This is a genomic window from Streptomyces sp. ASQP_92 (assembly GCF_025399895.1).
Classification (GTDB): domain Bacteria; phylum Actinomycetota; class Actinomycetes; order Streptomycetales; family Streptomycetaceae; genus Streptomyces.
The window spans coordinates 966,823-982,827 of record NZ_JAODUA010000001.1; the positions used below are offsets into that span (position 1 = coordinate 966,823).

General features: G+C 68.4%; 15 protein-coding genes. 10 read left to right on the forward strand and 5 right to left on the reverse strand.

All coding sequences use genetic code 11. From position 1 onward, the window contains the following. Nucleotides 1–43: 43 nt before the first annotated feature. Nucleotides 44–1,270, reverse strand: coding sequence for a quinolinate synthase NadA (gene nadA / locus N4G70_RS04215; protein WP_261710993.1), 1,227 nt, complete (start codon nucleotides 1,268–1,270; stop codon nucleotides 44–46). A gap of 296 nt (nucleotides 1,271–1,566) precedes the next feature. Here nadA and N4G70_RS04220 point away from each other — a divergent pair, with 296 nt between their 5' ends. Beyond that, a complete protein-coding gene (locus tag N4G70_RS04220) occupies nucleotides 1,567–1,923 on the forward strand; it encodes an iron-sulfur cluster assembly accessory protein (protein ID WP_030933606.1) in 357 nt (118 codons plus the stop codon). 83 nt (nucleotides 1,924–2,006) lie between these two features. Here the strand turns inward: N4G70_RS04220 and N4G70_RS04225 are convergent, their stop codons facing one another. Further along, complete coding sequence (locus tag N4G70_RS04225) at nucleotides 2,007–3,506, reverse strand: hypothetical protein (protein WP_315904220.1); 1,500 nt, start codon at nucleotides 3,504–3,506, stop codon at nucleotides 2,007–2,009. A 115-nt stretch (nucleotides 3,507–3,621) separates the two neighbouring features. After that, nucleotides 3,622–3,828 (reverse strand): hypothetical protein, encoded by a 207-nt coding sequence (locus N4G70_RS04230; RefSeq protein ID WP_261710994.1) that lies wholly within the window; start codon nucleotides 3,826–3,828, stop codon nucleotides 3,622–3,624. 142 nt (nucleotides 3,829–3,970) lie between these two features. On the opposite strand from N4G70_RS04230, the gene N4G70_RS04235 reads away from it, so the two are divergent. Then, nucleotides 3,971–4,945: a carbohydrate kinase family protein gene (locus N4G70_RS04235; RefSeq protein WP_261710995.1), complete on the forward strand. Its 975-nt coding sequence runs from the start codon at nucleotides 3,971–3,973 to the stop codon at nucleotides 4,943–4,945. A 3-nt stretch (nucleotides 4,946–4,948) separates the two neighbouring features. On the opposite strand, the gene N4G70_RS04240 is transcribed toward N4G70_RS04235, so the two are convergent. Next, nucleotides 4,949–6,337 carry a cysteine desulfurase/sulfurtransferase TusA family protein gene (locus tag N4G70_RS04240; RefSeq protein WP_261710996.1) on the reverse strand — a complete coding sequence of 463 codons (1,389 nt, stop codon included), beginning with the start codon at nucleotides 6,335–6,337 and terminating at the stop codon, nucleotides 4,949–4,951. A 273-nt stretch (nucleotides 6,338–6,610) separates the two neighbouring features. On the opposite strand from N4G70_RS04240, the gene coxB reads away from it, so the two are divergent. The 4 genes from coxB to N4G70_RS04260 all read left to right on the forward strand — a co-directional run bounded on the left by coxB (nucleotide 6,611) and on the right by N4G70_RS04260 (nucleotide 11,111). Next, entirely contained in the window at nucleotides 6,611–7,609 is a 999-nt protein-coding gene (gene coxB / locus N4G70_RS04245; RefSeq protein ID WP_388721410.1) for a cytochrome c oxidase subunit II, read from the forward strand. Continuing rightward, nucleotides 7,606–9,348 carry a cytochrome c oxidase subunit I gene (gene ctaD, locus N4G70_RS04250; protein ID WP_120724119.1) on the forward strand — a complete coding sequence of 581 codons (1,743 nt, stop codon included), beginning with the start codon at nucleotides 7,606–7,608 and terminating at the stop codon, nucleotides 9,346–9,348. Before coxB ends, ctaD begins: the two co-directional genes overlap by 4 nt. Further along, entirely contained in the window at nucleotides 9,345–9,743 is a 399-nt protein-coding gene (locus N4G70_RS04255; RefSeq protein ID WP_261710998.1) for a cytochrome c oxidase subunit 4, read from the forward strand. Before ctaD ends, N4G70_RS04255 begins: the two co-directional genes overlap by 4 nt. 114 nt (nucleotides 9,744–9,857) lie before the next feature. After that, nucleotides 9,858–11,111, forward strand: a complete 1,254-nt coding sequence (locus N4G70_RS04260) for an Ig-like domain-containing protein (RefSeq protein WP_261710999.1) — start codon at nucleotides 9,858–9,860, stop codon at nucleotides 11,109–11,111. A 2-nt stretch (nucleotides 11,112–11,113) separates the two neighbouring features. Here the strand turns inward: N4G70_RS04260 and N4G70_RS04265 are convergent, their stop codons facing one another. After that, nucleotides 11,114–11,515, reverse strand: a complete 402-nt coding sequence (locus N4G70_RS04265) for a hypothetical protein (RefSeq protein ID WP_261711000.1) — start codon at nucleotides 11,513–11,515, stop codon at nucleotides 11,114–11,116. A 187-nt stretch (nucleotides 11,516–11,702) separates the two neighbouring features. Between N4G70_RS04265 and N4G70_RS04270 the strand changes: the two genes are divergently transcribed. From N4G70_RS04270 to N4G70_RS04285, 4 genes are all read left to right on the forward strand, one after another. After that, nucleotides 11,703–12,323 carry a heme-copper oxidase subunit III gene (locus N4G70_RS04270; RefSeq protein ID WP_120724126.1) on the forward strand — a complete coding sequence of 207 codons (621 nt, stop codon included), beginning with the start codon at nucleotides 11,703–11,705 and terminating at the stop codon, nucleotides 12,321–12,323. A gap of 65 nt (nucleotides 12,324–12,388) precedes the next feature. Further along, nucleotides 12,389–13,198, forward strand: a complete 810-nt coding sequence (locus N4G70_RS04275; RefSeq protein ID WP_261711001.1) for a c-type cytochrome — start codon at nucleotides 12,389–12,391, stop codon at nucleotides 13,196–13,198. Then, nucleotides 13,195–14,244 (forward strand): ubiquinol-cytochrome c reductase iron-sulfur subunit, encoded by a 1,050-nt coding sequence (locus tag N4G70_RS04280; RefSeq protein ID WP_261711002.1) that lies wholly within the window; start codon nucleotides 13,195–13,197, stop codon nucleotides 14,242–14,244. The genes N4G70_RS04275 and N4G70_RS04280 overlap by 4 nt, the downstream gene beginning before the upstream one ends. Next, nucleotides 14,241–15,866 carry a cytochrome bc complex cytochrome b subunit gene (locus tag N4G70_RS04285; protein WP_261711003.1) on the forward strand — a complete coding sequence of 542 codons (1,626 nt, stop codon included), beginning with the start codon at nucleotides 14,241–14,243 and terminating at the stop codon, nucleotides 15,864–15,866. The genes N4G70_RS04280 and N4G70_RS04285 overlap by 4 nt, the downstream gene beginning before the upstream one ends. Nucleotides 15,867–16,005: the final 139 nt, after the last annotated feature.

Here is a 16,005-nt window from a genome sequence, read left to right on the forward strand (position 1 = left end):
CGCCCCCTGCTCCAGGGGGCGGCCTCGGTCGTGTCCGGGGCGGCTACGGCAGCGCCAGCATCCGCTCCAGGGCCAGCTTCGCGAAGCTCTCGGTCTCCCGGTCGACCTGGATCTGGTTGATCAGCTTGCCCTCGGCGAGCGACTCCAGGGTCCACACCAGGTGCGGGAGGTCGATGCGGTTCATGGTCGAACAGAAGCAGACCGTCTTGTCGAGGAAGACGATCTCCTTGTCCTCGGCGGCGAACCGGTTGGCCAGGCGCCGCACCAGGTTCAGCTCGGTGCCGATCGCCCACTTCGAGCCCCGCGGGGCGGCCTCCAGGGCCTTGATGATGTACTCCGTCGAGCCCACGTAGTCCGCCGCGGCCACGACCTCGTGCTTGCACTCCGGGTGCACCAGGACGTTCACGCCCGGGATCCGCTCGCGCACGTCGTTGACCGAGTCCAGCGAGAAACGGCCGTGCACCGAGCAGTGCCCGCGCCACAGGATCATCTTGGCGGCGCGCAGCTCCTCGACGGTGAGCCCGCCGTTCGGCTTGTGCGGGTTGTAGAGCACGCAGTCCTCGAGGGACATGCCGAGCTCGCGCACGGCGGTGTTGCGGCCCAGGTGCTGGTCCGGCAGGAACAGCACCTTGGTCGAACCGGGCTCCCCCTGCTCGAAGGCCCAGTTCAGGGCGCGCTCGGCGTTGGAGGAGGTGCAGATGGTGCCGCCGTGCTTGCCGGTGAACGCCTTGATGTCGGCCGAGGAGTTCATGTACGAGACGGGTACGACCTGCTCGGCTATCCCGGCCTCGGTCAGCACGTCCCAGCACTCGGCGACCTGCTCGGCGGTGGCCATGTCGGCCATCGAGCAGCCCGCGGCGAGGTCCGGCAGGACGACCTTCTGGTCGTCCCCGGTCAGGATGTCCGCCGACTCGGCCATGAAGTGCACACCGCAGAACACGATGTACTCGGCCTCGGGCCGGGCGGCCGCGTCCTTGGCCAGCTTGAACGAGTCGCCCGTCACATCGGCGAACTCGATGACCTCGTCGCGCTGGTAGTGGTGCCCGAGGATGAAGACCTTGTCCCCGAGCTTCGCCTTGGCCGCGCGGGCGCGCGCCACCAGGTCCGGGTCGGAGGGCGAAGGCAGGTCGCCGGGACATTCCACGCCGCGCTCGCTCTTGGGGTCGGCCTCGCGGCCGAGCAGGAGCAGCGCGAGCGGCGTCGGCTGGACGTCGAGCTCGACGCGGCCGGCGAGGTCCTGACGGGGCTGGGCGGTGGTCACGTCACGCACCCTTTCTGTTCCTGAGCAGTGCGGCGGAGCCGCTCCAGTGGAGCCGGTGTGTCTGCACCGGGGGTTTTCGTCTAAATGACGCTATCTATCATAACTGCTTCACGTCACTTTGACGATGGCCATAGCGTCGATGTGACGCACCCGGCCCCCGCCCCGTCTCCGTCGCCCGTTGTCCCCAGGCCTTTCCCCGCTTGCGCCCACGTGTGCGAGCATGAAAGAGAAGACCCGGAATGAATCCGGGGCCCCGCCGGTTGCAACCGTCGGCAAGCAGTCCGTACAACCCGGGAGAGAAGCAGATGTCCGTATCGGACGAGACCACCACCGTGAGCGACGGCATCCTCCTGTCCGACGCCGCCGCGGCCAAGGTCAAGGGCCTTCTTGAGCAGGAAGGCCGGGACGATCTGGCGCTGCGCGTCGCCGTTCAGCCCGGTGGCTGCTCCGGCCTGCGCTACCAGCTGTTCTTCGACGAGCGCTCGCTCGACGGCGACGTCGTCAAGGACTTCGACGGCGTCAAGGTCGTCACCGACCGCATGAGCGCCCCGTACCTGGGTGGCGCCTCGATCGACTTCGTCGACACGATCGAGAAGCAGGGCTTCACGATCGACAACCCGAACGCGACGGGTTCCTGCGCCTGCGGCGACTCCTTCAGCTAAGCCTCGCGGCAGCCGAAAGGCGGGTGCCCCCGGTCATCGGGGACACCCGCCTTCGCCATGTCCGGGGTCCGTCGCCCCCGGCGCTACTTCTTCGCCAGCTCCTTGCCGGTGTCGGCGTCGATCACCTTCCGCGCCCCGAGGGTCTGGCTCAGCTCCACCGAGACCGTCTGCTGCTTGGCCAGCGCGACACACATCTTCTTCGGGTCCCGCACCTGCCCGATCACCTTGACGCGCACGCCGTCGCCGCTCTCGTCGGCGCTCGCCGTGTAGGTGCTGCACACCCCGCCCCAGAACGTGATCTCCAGGGTCCGCCCATTCGCCGCGAGGGCGTAGGACTCAAGTGCCAGGCCGTGGGCGCCCGGCGCCGTGGCCGAGCCCGAGGGGGCCGGGACCGGGGCGCCGGTCGGCGAGGACGGCGGCTTGGCGATGTACTCGGGAGCCACCGCGGGCGCGCTGAGCGTGAACGGCTCCCCGGCGTCCGGCTTCACATGGAACAGCCACGAGGGCACCAGGGCCTGGGCCCCGTCCACGAAGTGCGCGGCGAGCCCGAAGGTGGCGCCGTCGACCGTCACCGTCGAGGGCGTGGGCTGCTCGCAGGGACGGATGTTGCCCTGGGGGTCGCTCGGCAGCCGGCCCTGGGTGGGCTGCCCGTCGAGCGGCACCGGGCCCGTGCAGTCCTTGGTCGCCGGCCGCCGGCCGGGGTGGCTGTTGAGCTGGTCGAGGGCCTTGTCCGCGCTGATCACGGGGTAGACCGCGCCCTTGTCCGGCATCGTCAACTGGCCGCTGCCGCCCACCACTTGACCGCCCGAACCGACCTGGATGCCGGTCGACCAGCCGTAGGTGGGGAGGCCGTCGACCACCGGGTCGGCGTTCACCACCCGGGCCGAGGCGAGGATCTGATGGGCGTCCAGCTTGGCGTCGTCCTGCCCGAGCGCCTTGAGGACCGGCGCCGCGGCCGTCTTCGCCGCCTGCTCGCTCACCGGGCCGCCGCCCGTACCGCTTCCGGTGTCCGCGCCCGTGGTGTGCATCGGACACTTCGCGCCCTTGGGGCAGTTGTCCGTGCCGCCGCTGCCGAACCGGGCGAAGGTCCAGGTGCCCGGCGCCTTCTGAGTGACCGTCAGAGTCGGTCCCGAGCCGTCCTTCGTCGCGCCCACCTTCCAGCTGTCGCCCTCCAGGCGGGCCGTGCCCTCGACGCCCAGCGCTCGCGCGAGCCGGTTCACCTCCGCCTCGCCCACCGTGCCGCGCGGCCGGTGGACGGCCGCCTCGCGGGGGCCGCCGGGCAGCTTCACCGACGCCCGGTAGAGGACCCCGTTCGGGTCCGGCTCACCCGGCGCGATGCCGTTGCCGCCGCCGCTGCCACCACCGCTGCCGCCACCCCCGCCGGGGGCGCTGTCGAGTGCGAGCGGCGGGGGTGCGCCGTCCGCACCGGGCGTGCCGCCACCGCCCGAGGAGGACGCCGTCGTGGCCCAGTACGCCCCGCCACCGCCCGCGGCCAGTACGGCCACGGCCGTCGCGGCGAGGATCAAGGGAGACCGCCGCGAACGCCGCTGCCGGGGCTCGTCCTGCGTGTGCTCGCTGCTCACCAGATCGCTCCTGTCCAGTCGTATCCCGCATCCCCCTTACGAGGGACGCCGCTTGGACGGAGCGGGGGAGCGCACGGTTCCATCCCGCGCGCCGCACCCGCGCGATCGAGCCGTTTCAGTCCCCGTATTCGGACATGTCCGCGATCAGTCGTACCGAGGCGGACGGAATCGTCACACCGTGGATCCGGGACGGCGGCACCGGCGCCGGAGCCTTCGCGGCCGGCACCACCCAGTGCGGGGCCATCCGCGCGCAGTCCCCGCGCAGCTCCTCAAGACCCGGATCCGTCGCCACCGCTCGCCCGCCGCTCACCTTGGTTTCCATGCTTCGCACCGTACGCATCACGAGGCGTGCGCAGAAAGACCTACTATTGGGTAGTTTCCGCCGGTCGGACCCGCGGGGACGACCCGGTAGCGTGAACTGTCAACGCCCGCCCCTCCGTATTCCCACCAGGAGCGCCCCCGTCGTGCGTATCGCAGTCACCGGCTCCATCGCCACCGACCACCTCATGACCTTCCCCGGCCGGTTCGCCGACCAGCTGGTCGCCGATCAGCTCCACACGGTCTCCCTCTCCTTCCTGGTCGACAACCTCGACGTACGCCGTGGTGGGGTCGGGCCGAACATCTGCTTCGGGATGGGCCAGCTCGGCGGCCGGCCGATCCTGGTCGGTGCGGCCGGCTCCGACTTCGACGAGTACCGCGCCTGGCTCGACCGGCACGGCGTCGACACCGGTTCGGTACGGATCTCCGAGGTCCTGCACACGGCTCGCTTCGTGTGCACCACCGACGCCGACCACAACCAGATCGGCTCCTTCTACACGGGCGCGATGAGCGAGGCCCGCCAGATCGAGCTGAAGTCCGTCGCCGACCGGGTGGGCGGCCTCGACCTCGTGCTGATCGGCGCCGACGACCCCGAGGCGATGCTCCGCCACACCGAGGAGTGCAAGGCGCGGAGCATCCCCTTCGCCGCCGACTTCTCGCAGCAGATCGCCCGCATGTCGGGCGACGACATCCGCACCCTGCTCGAAGGCGCCACCTACCTCTTCTCCAACGAGTACGAGAAGGGGCTCATCGAGTCCAAGACCGGCTGGAGCGACGAGGAGATCCTCGCCAAGGTCGGCCACCGCGTGACCACGCTCGGATCGCGCGGGGTGCGTATCGAGCAGGTCGGCGCCGAGCCGATCGTCGTGGGCGTCCCCGAGGAGGAGGCCAAGGTCGACCCGACGGGCGTGGGCGACGCCTTCCGCGCCGGCTTCCTGACCGGCCTGTCCTGGGGCGTGGGCCACGAGCGCGCGGCCCAGCTCGGCTGCATGCTGGCCACCCTGGTCATCGAGACGCTCGGCACCCAGGAGTACACCCTGCGCCGGGCCAACTTCATGGACCGGTTCACCAAGGCGTACGGCGACGAGGCCGCCGCCGAGGTGCGGGCCCACCTGCGGTAGTCCTCAGGCCGTACGGCGCACCCGGTAGGCGACTCCGCGCTCTGCCGGGTGTTCGCCCAGGTACTCCTGGCCCCGCATCTCGCACCACGCCGGAATGTCCAGGCGGGCCGCCTCGTCGTCGGCCAGCACCGTCACGACCCCGCCCACGGGCACCTGGCCGATCGCCTTGGCGAGTTCGATGACCGGGATCGGGCAGAGCCTGCCGAGCGAGTCCACGGTGAACTCCTCGAACTCCTCGGCGGCGGCGGGTCCGGTCGCCCCGGCCGGTGCCCCAAGACTGGCCCGTACGGACGCGACCACGCCCGGCAGCACCTCAAGGAACCGCTCGACGTCCCGCTCCGCCGTGCCCAGCGGCAGCGACACCCGGACGTTGCCCTCGCTCAGCACCCCCATCGCGCGCAGCACATGGCTGGGCGTCAGGGTGCTGCTGGTGCAGGAGGAACCGGAGGAAACGGAGAATTCCGCCCGGTCGAGCTCGTGCAGCAGGCTCTCCCCATCGACATAGAGACACGAGAACGTGACCAGATGCGGCAGCCGTCGCACCGGGTCGCCCACCACCTCCACATCCGGCACCAGCTCCCCGACCCGGGAGCGGACGCGGTCCACCAGCGCCCGCAGACGCGCCGATTCGGCCGCCGCCTCGGCCCGTACCGCGCGCAGCGAGGCGGCCGCCGCCACGATCGCCGGGATGTTCTCGAAGCCGGGCGCCCGCCCCGACTCCCGCTCGTCCGCCGGGCCTTGGGGAGCGAAGCGGACGCCCTTGCGCACCGCGAGCAGCCCGACCCCCGCCGGACCGCCCCATTTGTGGGCGCTCGCGGCCAGGACCGACCACGCGCCCTCGACGGGCCCCCACGCCAGCGACTGGGCCGCGTCCACGAGCAGCGGCACCCCCGCCGCCCGGCATGCCTCGGCCACCTCGGCGACCGGCTGGAGCGTGCCCACCTCGTGGTTGGCGGACTGGAGGCAGGCGAGCGCGGTGTCGCTCCGCAGCGCCTCGGCGTAGGCCTCGGGGGAGACCCGGCCCGTACGGTCCACCGCGACCCGCGTCACCGAACCGCCGTCCGACTCGAGGGAGGCGGCCGAATGGAGGACCGAGGAGTGTTCGACCGCGGACACCACCAGATGCCGCCCGACACGCCGACGCCCGGACAAGGATCCGTAAATTCCCGAGTGCACCGCACGGGTACCCGAACCGGTGAAACTGAGCTCGTCCGGGCGGCAGCCGACGGCCTCCGCGGCGGCCTCGCGCGCCGCGTCCAGGAGCAGCCGGGCGCGCCTTCCCTCCCGGTAGAGCCGGGCCGGATCCGCCCACCCCTCGTCCAAGGAGGCTTGCAGGGCTTGACGGGCGACGGGGTGCAGGGGGGCCGAGGAGGCCGCGTCGAAGTAGGGCACGCGGCCACGCTAACCCCGGCCCGGCGTGCCCACGGCGGTGGCCGGGGCGAGGGGCCGTCAGATGGCGCCCGGAGGCCGGGATTCCACCACGGCTCCACCCCTTCGGGGACTCGGACGGCGCGTTGGGCACCCTCCCCGCGCGACCCCAAATAGCGTCCAGTAGGGTTTGGTCCGCATAAACATCCAAACCCCTGCCCGTGTGCCAGGGCGGCGACCGACCAGCGAGACGGCCGTAGCCGACCACCGCGGGCGAGACTCTCGGGAAGGCGCTACGTGAGTCCCAACGGCTCCGACCTCCCCCGCTGCCTGGAAGGCGCGGGTGGTTCCCCCACGTCGAGGCGCCCGATGCGGCGGAAGCTGCCGCAGGTGCTGACTGCGGGCCTGGTCCTGGCGACAGCATCCGGTTGCTCGTACAACTGGAAAGACTTCCCTCGACTTGGTATGCCCACTCCGGTGACGGAAGAGGCTCCCAGGATCCTGTCCCTCTGGCAGGGCTCGTGGGCGGCTGCGCTCGCCACGGGCGTGCTGGTCTGGGGCCTGATCCTGTGGAGCGTCATCTTCCACCGGCGCAGCCGCACCAAGGTCGAGGTACCCGCGCAGACCCGGTACAACATGCCCATCGAGGCGCTGTACACCGTGGTCCCGCTCATCATCGTCTCCGTGCTCTTCTACTTCACGGCACGGGACGAGACGAAGCTCCTGGCTCTGTCCCCGAAGCCCGCCCACACGGTCAACGTGGTCGGCTATCAGTGGAGCTGGGGCTTCAACTACGTCGAGGACGTGCCCGGTGTGAAGGGCGACGCCAAGACGGACAAGAACCTGGAAGCGGTTCCGGACCGGCTCAAGAAGGACTTCCCCGCCAACGCGGGCGGCGTCTACGACGTCGGCATCCCCGGCACGCGTAACCCGCAGACCGGAAACCCGGGCCCGACCCTGTGGCTGCCGAAGGGCGAGAAGGTCCGCTTCGTGCTGACCTCGCGCGACGTCATCCACTCCTTCTGGGTGGTGCCGTTCCTGATGAAGCAGGACGTCTTCCCCGGGCGCGCCAACACCTTCGAGGTCACGCCGAACCAGGAAGGCACCTTCCTGGGCAAGTGCGCCGAACTCTGCGGCGTCGACCACTCGCGCATGCTTTTCAACGTGAAGGTCGTCTCCCCCGAGCGCTACCAGCAGCACCTCAAGGAGCTGGCGGCTAAGGGCCAGTCCGGCTACGTGCCGGCGGGCATCGCTCAGACCGACCCCGCCAAGAACGCGGAGACGAACAAACTGTGAGCATCCTCAACGAATCTCAGGGTGCCGCGGCAGCAGACGACTCGTACGAGAACGAGCTGCCGGTCCGGCGCAAGCAGCCGGGAAACGTCGTCATCAAGTGGTTGACCACCACTGATCACAAGACGATCGGCACGATGTACCTGGTCACGTCGTTCGCGTTCTTCTGCATCGGCGGCATCATGGCGCTCTTCATGCGCGCCGAACTCGCCCGCCCCGGCACGCAGATCATGTCGAACGAGCAGTTCAACCAGGCGTTCACGATGCACGGCACGATCATGCTGCTGATGTTCGCGACGCCGCTGTTCGCCGGATTCGCGAACTGGATCATGCCGCTGCAGATCGGCGCGCCCGACGTGGCGTTCCCGCGGCTGAACATGTTCGCCTACTGGCTCTACCTGTTCGGCTCGACCATCGCGGTCGGTGGCTTCCTCACCCCGCAGGGCGCGGCCGACTTCGGCTGGTTCGCCTACTCCCCGCTGTCGGACGCGGTCCGCTCGCCGGGTGTCGGCGCCGACATGTGGATCATGGGTCTGGCCTTCTCCGGCTTCGGCACGATCCTCGGCTCGGTCAACTTCATCACCACGATCATCTGCATGCGCGCCCCCGGCATGACGATGTTCCGTATGCCGATCTTCGTGTGGAACGTCCTGCTGACCGGTGTCCTGGTCCTGCTGGCCTTCCCGGTCCTCGCGGCCGCGCTGTTCGCCCTGGAGGCGGACCGCAAGTTCGGTGCGCACATCTTCGACGCCAGTAATGGCGGCGCGCTGCTGTGGCAACACCTCTTCTGGTTCTTCGGCCATCCAGAGGTGTACATCATCGCGTTGCCGTTCTTCGGAATCATTTCCGAAGTGATCCCGGTGTTCAGCCGCAAGCCGATGTTCGGCTACAGCGGTCTGATCGGCGCCACCATCGCGATCGCGGGTCTGTCCGTGACCGTGTGGGCGCACCACATGTACGTCACCGGTGGCGTGCTCCTGCCGTTCTTCTCCTTCATGACGTTCCTCATCGCCGTTCCGACCGGCGTGAAGTTCTTCAACTGGATCGGCACGATGTGGAAGGGCTCACTGTCCTTCGAGACGCCCATGCTGTGGGCCATCGGCTTCCTGATCACCTTCACCTTCGGTGGTCTGACCGGCGTCATCCTGGCCTCGCCGCCGATGGACTTCCACGTCTCCGACTCGTACTTCGTCGTCGCGCACTTCCACTACGTCATCTTCGGCACCGTGGTCTTCGCGATGTTCTCCGGATTCCACTTCTGGTGGCCGAAGTTCACCGGAAAGATGCTGGACGAGCGGCTCGGCAAGATCACCTTCTGGACGCTGTTCGTGGGCTTCCACGGCACGTTCCTGGTGCAGCACTGGCTGGGTGTCGAGGGCATGCCGCGTCGTTACGCCGACTACCTGGCGGCCGACGGCTTCACCGCCCTCAACACGATCTCGACGATCTCCTCGTTCCTGCTCGGTCTGTCGATCCTGCCGTTCCTCTACAACGTCTGGAAGACCGCCAAGTACGGCAAGAAGATCGAGGTCGACGACCCGTGGGGCTACGGCCGTTCGCTGGAGTGGGCGACCTCCTGCCCGCCGCCGCGGCACAACTTCCTCACCATGCCGCGCATTCGCTCCGAATCGCCGGCGTTCGACCTCCACCACCCGGAGATCGCGGCTCTCGACCAGCTCGAGAACCACGGCGACGTCCACGGTGACCACATGCTCGCCGGTGGCAAGGAGGCCGGGAAGTGAAGATCCAGGGCAAGATGTTCCTGTGGCTGTCCGCCTTCATCCTGGTCATGGCCGTCGTGTACGGCGTGTGGTCCAAGGAGGCGGCCGGAACCACCGCGCTCGTCATGGCCTTCGGCCTGAGCGTCATGATCGGCTTCTACCTGGCCTTCACGGCCCGGCGGGTCGACGTGGGCGCCCAGGACGACAAGGAGGCCGATGTCGCGGACGACGCCGGTGAGGTCGGCTTCTTCTCGCCGCACTCCTGGCAGCCGCTCGCGCTCGGCATCGGCGGTGCCCTGGCCTTCCTCGCGATCGCCATGGGCTGGTGGCTGCTGTACTTCTCGGCGCCGCTCATCCTGATCGGCATCTACGGCTGGGTGTTCGAGTACTACCGCGGCGAGAACCAGAACCAGTAGGTCCGCACGCCGCACCGCGCCAAGAGGGGCCCTCCGTCTCGTTCCGGGACGGGGGGCCCCTCGTTTGCAGTCACCCCGCGCGCCGTCCCTGACGAATCTTCATACCGTGTGGTCATGAGCCACGCACCGCGCATCCGCACCGTAGTGAGCTGCACCCTCCTTGTCCTGTCCCTCGGTGTGGGGGTCACGGGGTGCGGCGGGTCCGACGGCAACCCGCTTTCGGCGAAGCCGTACGACGCGGCCGGGCAGGTCGCGTACAACGGCCCGGCGGGCAGTCAGAAGGCCGATCCCGACAAGCCCCTGGAGATCACCGCCAAGGGCAAGGACGGCCGTCTCACGGACGTCACGGCAGTCGACGGCAACGGACGCTATCTGGCCGGCGAACTCGCCGCCGACGGCAGCCGCTGGCACTCCACGGCCCCGCTGGTGGCCGGGGCGCACTACACCGTCAAGGTGTCCACGGAGAACGAGGACGGCTCGCCGGGGCTGCGCACGCTGACCTTCGACACCGAGGCGGCCAAGGACGCCCTGGAGGTCGAATTCGGCCCCGACGCGGGCAAGTACGGCGTCGGGCAGCCCATCACCGCGCAACTCAGCAGGCCCGTCAAGGACAAGGCCGCCCGCGCGGTGGTGGAGCGGGCCCTGAAGGTCGAGTCCACGCCCTCGGTGGAGGGCGCCTGGTACTGGGTGGACGACAAGGTCCTGCACTACCGCCCCAAGGAGTACTGGCCCACCCACGCCACCATCAACGTCCACTCCAACCTCCAGGGCGTGAAGATCGCCGACAAGCTGTACGGCGGCGCGGCCAAGCCCCTGAAGATCACCACCGGCGACCGCATCGAGGCCATCACCGACGCCGCCGGGCACACCATGACGGTCAAGCGCAACGGAGAAGTGATCAACACCATTCCGGTCACCACCGGGAAGCCCGGCTTCTCCACGCGCAACGGCGTCAAGGTGGTCCTGGGCAAGCAGTACTTCGTACGTATGCGCGGGGAGACCGTCGGCATCTCGTCCAGCAGCGCCGACGCCTACGACCTGCCGGTCTACTACGCGACCCGCGTCACCTGGAGCGGTGAGTACGTGCACGCCGCGCCCTGGTCGGTGGGCTCACAGGGCTCCGCGAACGTCAGCCACGGCTGTACGGGCATGAGCACCGGCAACGCCGCGTGGTTCTTCGAGACCATCAACGAGGGCGACATCGTCAAGGTCGTCAACAGCATCGGCGAGGACATGACGCCCTTCGACAACGGGTTCGGCGACTGGAACGTGTCGTGGGACAAGTGGCGCACGGGCAGCGTCCTGGCGGCCGACGCCAAGGCCGGGCAGAGCAGGGTCAACTCCGCCCGGCTGCGCCCGGGAGTGTGAGGTCAGGCACCCACGGCAAGCCGCTTGCGCAGCAGGGAGGCCAGGGCGTCCGCGAACTCGACCGGTTCCACCGGCAGGGTCACCGCGGCGTCCGCCCGGCTCCACGTGGCCAGCCAGGCGTCCTGCGGGCGGCCGATGAGAAGCAGCACTGGGGGACACCGGAAGACCTCGTCCTTGATCTGGCGGCAGACCCCCATGCCGCCCGCCGGGACGGCCTCTCCGTCCAGCACACAGACGTCGATCCCGCCGCGTTCCAGCTCCTTGAGGACCGCGGGCAGCGTGGCGCACTCCAGGAACTCCACGGGGGGCACGTCAAGGGCGGGCCTGCGTCCGGCCGCGAGCCGCACCTGGGCGCGGGTGTTCGCGTCGTCGCTGTAGACCAGAACGGTGGCGCTCGACTGCATGGATCCTCCGAAGGTCCGGCTTTGTCGCCGACGTTGGCTCATGAACCGATGCGCGGATGCTACTCCGTCCGACTGCCCGTCAACACCGGTTCCGGCAGCCCTTCGATGGGCCGTTCGGGCCCTGCATACGCGGCTGACACACCGAACGGCACCCCCCGGAGTGAGGGCGGGATAAGCGACCGACATAATGTCGGTCGTGGCGACAGCAACGACAGTAGAAACCGGGCACGCGCACCCGTCGGTCAATCGGCCGAACCTCACCAGCGTCGGAACCATCATCTGGTTGAGTTCCGAGCTGATGTTCTTCGCGGCCCTCTTCGCGATGTACTTCACTCTGCGTTCGGTAACGGGTGCCGCGCACTGGTCAGAAATGGCCTCGTCCCTGAACCTTCCGTTCTCGGCGACCAACACCACGATCCTGGTGCTCTCTTCTCTCACCTGCCAGCTCGGCGTCTTCGCCGCGGAGCGGGGCGATGTGAAGAAGCTCCGCACCTGGTTCATCATCACGTTCGTGATGGGTGCGATCTTCATCGGTGGTCAGGTCTACGAGTACACCTCCCTAGTGAAGGAGGAAGGCCTCTCGCTCTCCTCGGATCCGTACGGCTCGGTGTTCTACCTGACGACGGGCTTCCACGGAATGCATGTGACGGGCGGCCTGATCGCCTTCCTGCTGGTTCTCGGCAGGACGTACGCGGCCAAGAGGTTCACCCACGAGCAGGCGACCGCGGCCATCGTCGTGTCCTATTACTGGCACTTCGTCGATGTTGTGTGGATCGGACTCTTCGCCACGATCTATCTGATCAAGTAACCAGGGCCAGTAGGTCCGCACCACATCCAGCATCGACGCAGAAGATCCTGACACCGGGGTAATCCGTGAAAAAGCTCTCCGCACGACGACGCCATCCGCTGGCGGCGGTCGTCGTCCTACTCCTCGCGCTGGCGGCCACCGGGGGGCTGTACGCCGCGTTCGCGCCCGCGGGCAAGGCTCAGGCTGACGAAACCGCCCAGTCCCTCGCCATCGACGAGGGCAAGAAGCTCTACTCCGTCGGCTGCGCAAGCTGCCACGGAACCGGCGGTCAGGGAACCTCTGACGGCCCCTCCCTCGTCGGCGTCGGCGCCGCCGCGGTGGACTTCCAGGTGGGCACCGGCCGTATGCCGGCGCAGCAGCCCGGCGCGCAGGTGCCGAAGAAGAAGGTCATCTACTCGCAGTCCGAGATCGACCAGCTCGCCGCGTACGTGGCCTCGCTGGGCGCCGGTCCGAGCGTGCCGACCGACTCGCAGTACAACCCGAGCGGTGCGGACGTCGCCAAGGGTGGCGAGCTGTTCCGCACCAACTGCGCCCAGTGCCACAACTTCACGGGTGAGGGCGGTGCCCTGACGAACGGCAAGTTCGCCCCCAGCCTGGAGGACGTGGACCCCAAGCACATCTACGAGGCCATGCAGACCGGCCCGCAGAACATGCCGTCCTTCCCGGACACGACGATGCCGCAGAAGCAGAAGCAGGACATCATCGCGTACCTGCACGCCGTGAACAGCGACAAGTCCGCGAGCCCCGGTGGTCTCAAGCTCGGCGGGCTCGGCCCGGTCAGCGAGGGTCTGTTCGGCTGGATCTTCGGTCTGGGTGCCCTCATCGCAGTAGCCATCTGGGTCGCGGCCCACACCGCTAAGGCCAAGAAGTCATGAGTAGCCAAGAGAATTCCGAGAGCCTGCCTGAAGCGCAGGCCACCGCGCACGGCGCGGTAGCGCACGCGGGCGACCCCTTCGCCGACCCGGGACTGCCGGCCCACAAGCCGCGCATCCAGGACATCGACGAGCGGGCGGCCAAGCGCTCCGAGCGCGTGGTCGCGTTCCTGTTCTTCCTGTCCATGGTCGCGACGATCGGCTTCATCGCCTCGTACGTGATCTTCCCGGTCGACAAGATCGTCTTCATCTTCCCGTTCGGGCATGTCAGCATCCTCAACTTCGCTCTGGGTCTGACCCTGGGCGTGGCGCTGTTCTGCATCGGCGCGGGCGCGGTCCACTGGGCCCGCACCCTGATGTCGGACGTCGAGATGCCGGCCGAGCGGCACGAGATCGCGGCTCCGCCGGAGGTCAAGGCGCAGGTCCTGGCCGACTTCCGGCAGGGTGCGGCCGAGTCCGGCTTCGGCCGACGCAAGCTGATCCGCAACACCATGTTCGGCGCGCTGGCCATGGTGCCGCTCTCCGGTGTGATGCTGCTGCGCGACCTGGGCACGCTGCCCGAGGACAAGCTGCGGCACACCATGTGGTCCAAGGGCAAGGCCCTGATCAACATGAACACCAACGAGCCGCTGCGTCCCGAGGACCTGCTGGTCGGTTCCCTCACCTTCGCCAAGCCCGAGGGCCTGGAGGAGGACGCCGAGGACTTCCAGACGCAGATCGCCAAGGCCGCCCTGATGCTCGTCCGGATCAAGCCGGAGGACATCAAGGACAAGCGCGAGCTCGAATGGTCGCACCAGGGCATCGTCGCCTACTCGAAGATCTGCACCCACGTCGGCTGCCCGATCTCCCTGTACGAGCAGCAGACGCACCACGTGCTCTGCCCGTGCCACCAGTCCACCTTCGACCTCTCCGACGGCGCCCGCGTCATCTTCGGCCCGGCCGGCCACGCCCTTCCGCAGCTGCGGATCGGTGTGAATGACGAGGGTTACCTCGAAGCGCTCGGCGACTTCGAAGAGCCCGTCGGTCCTGCCTTCTGGGAGCGCGGATGAGCACCACGACAGACGCACGGCGCGAAGCGCCCGCCGGTGAGCGGATCGCGGACTGGGCGGACGGCCGGCTCGGGATCTACTCCCTGGCCAAGGCCAACATGCGCAAGATCTTCCCGGACCACTGGTCCTTCATGCTCGGCGAGATCTGCATGTACAGCTTCATCATCATCATCCTCACGGGTGTGTATCTGACGCTGTTCTTCCACCCGAGCATGAACGAGGTCGTCTACGACGGCTCATATGTGCCGCTTCAGGGCATGCACATGTCCGAGGCGTTCAACTCGACCATGCACATCAGCTTCGACGTGCGCGGCGGTCTGCTGATCCGGCAGATCCACCACTGGGCGGCGCTGGTCTTCCTGGCCGGCATGTTCGTGCACATGATGCGCGTGTTCTTCACGGGCGCGTTCCGCAAGCCCCGTGAGGTCAACTGGCTGTTCGGCTTCCTGCTGTTCGTCCTCGGCATGTTCACCGGCTTCACCGGTTACTCGCTCCCGGACGACCTGCTGTCGGGCACCGGTGTCCGCTTCATGGAAGGCGCGGTCCTGTCCGTGCCGGTCGTCGGCACGTACCTCTCGTTCTTCCTCTTCGGTGGCGAGTTCCCCGGCGGGGACTTCGTGGCCCGGTTCTACTCGGTGCACATCCTGCTGCTGCCGGGCATCATGCTCGGCCTGATGGTGGCGCACCTGATCCTGGTCTTCTACCACAAGCACACCCAGTTCGCGGGTGCCGGACGGACGAACAAGAACGTCGTCGGCATGCCGCTGCTCCCGGTGTACATGGCGAAGGCGGGCGGGTTCTTCTTCCTGGTCTTCGGCGTCATCGCGGTCATCGCGGCGATCGCCTCGATCAACCCGATCTGGGCGATGGGCCCCTACCGGCCGGACCACGTCTCCACGGGCGCCCAGCCCGACTGGTACATGGGCTTCTCCGAAGGCCTCATCCGTGTGATGCCGGGCTGGGAGATCAACCTGTGGGGCCACACGCTCGTCCTGGGTGTGTTCATCCCGCTGGTGATCTTCCCGCTGGTCCTGGCGACCATCGCGGTCTACCCGTTCATCGAGTCCTGGGTCACCGGCGACAAGCGCGAGCACCACATCGCGGAGCGGCCGCGCAACGCGCCGACGCGCACCGCGTTCGGTGTCGCGTGGATCACCTGGTACATGGTGCTCCTGATCGGTGGTGGAAACGACCTCTGGGCGACCCACTTCCACCTGTCGATCAACGTCATCACCTGGTTCGTGCGGATCTCGTTCTTCGTCGCTCCGGTCCTCGCGTTCATCGCCACCAAGCGGATCTGCCTGGGCCTTCAGCGTCGCGACGCCGAGAAGGTGCTGCACGGACGCGAGTCCGGCATCATCAAGCGGCTGCCGCACGGTGAGTTCGTCGAGATCCACGAGCCGCTGGACGCCGCCGCGCGTTACAAGCTCACCGCGCACGACCAGTACAAGCCGGTCGAACTCGGTCCCGAGACCGACGAGAACGGTGTCGCCCGCAAGATCTCGCGGACGCAGAAGCTGCGCGCCAAGCTCAGCAAGGGCTACTACGGCGAGGGGAACCAGATTCCCAAGCCGACGGCCGAGGAGTACCAGGAGATCACGAGCGGCCACGGCCACCACTGATCACCGCTGACCTGTCGGTCGCCACAACCGAGGCTCCGGCCCGGCCCCTTCCCGGGGGCCGGGCCGGAGCCTTTTGGCGCCGCACGGCCGTCCGCACTGCGGGCACGCGCGCGGCCCCGCCCTCCGCTGTCGATAGGCT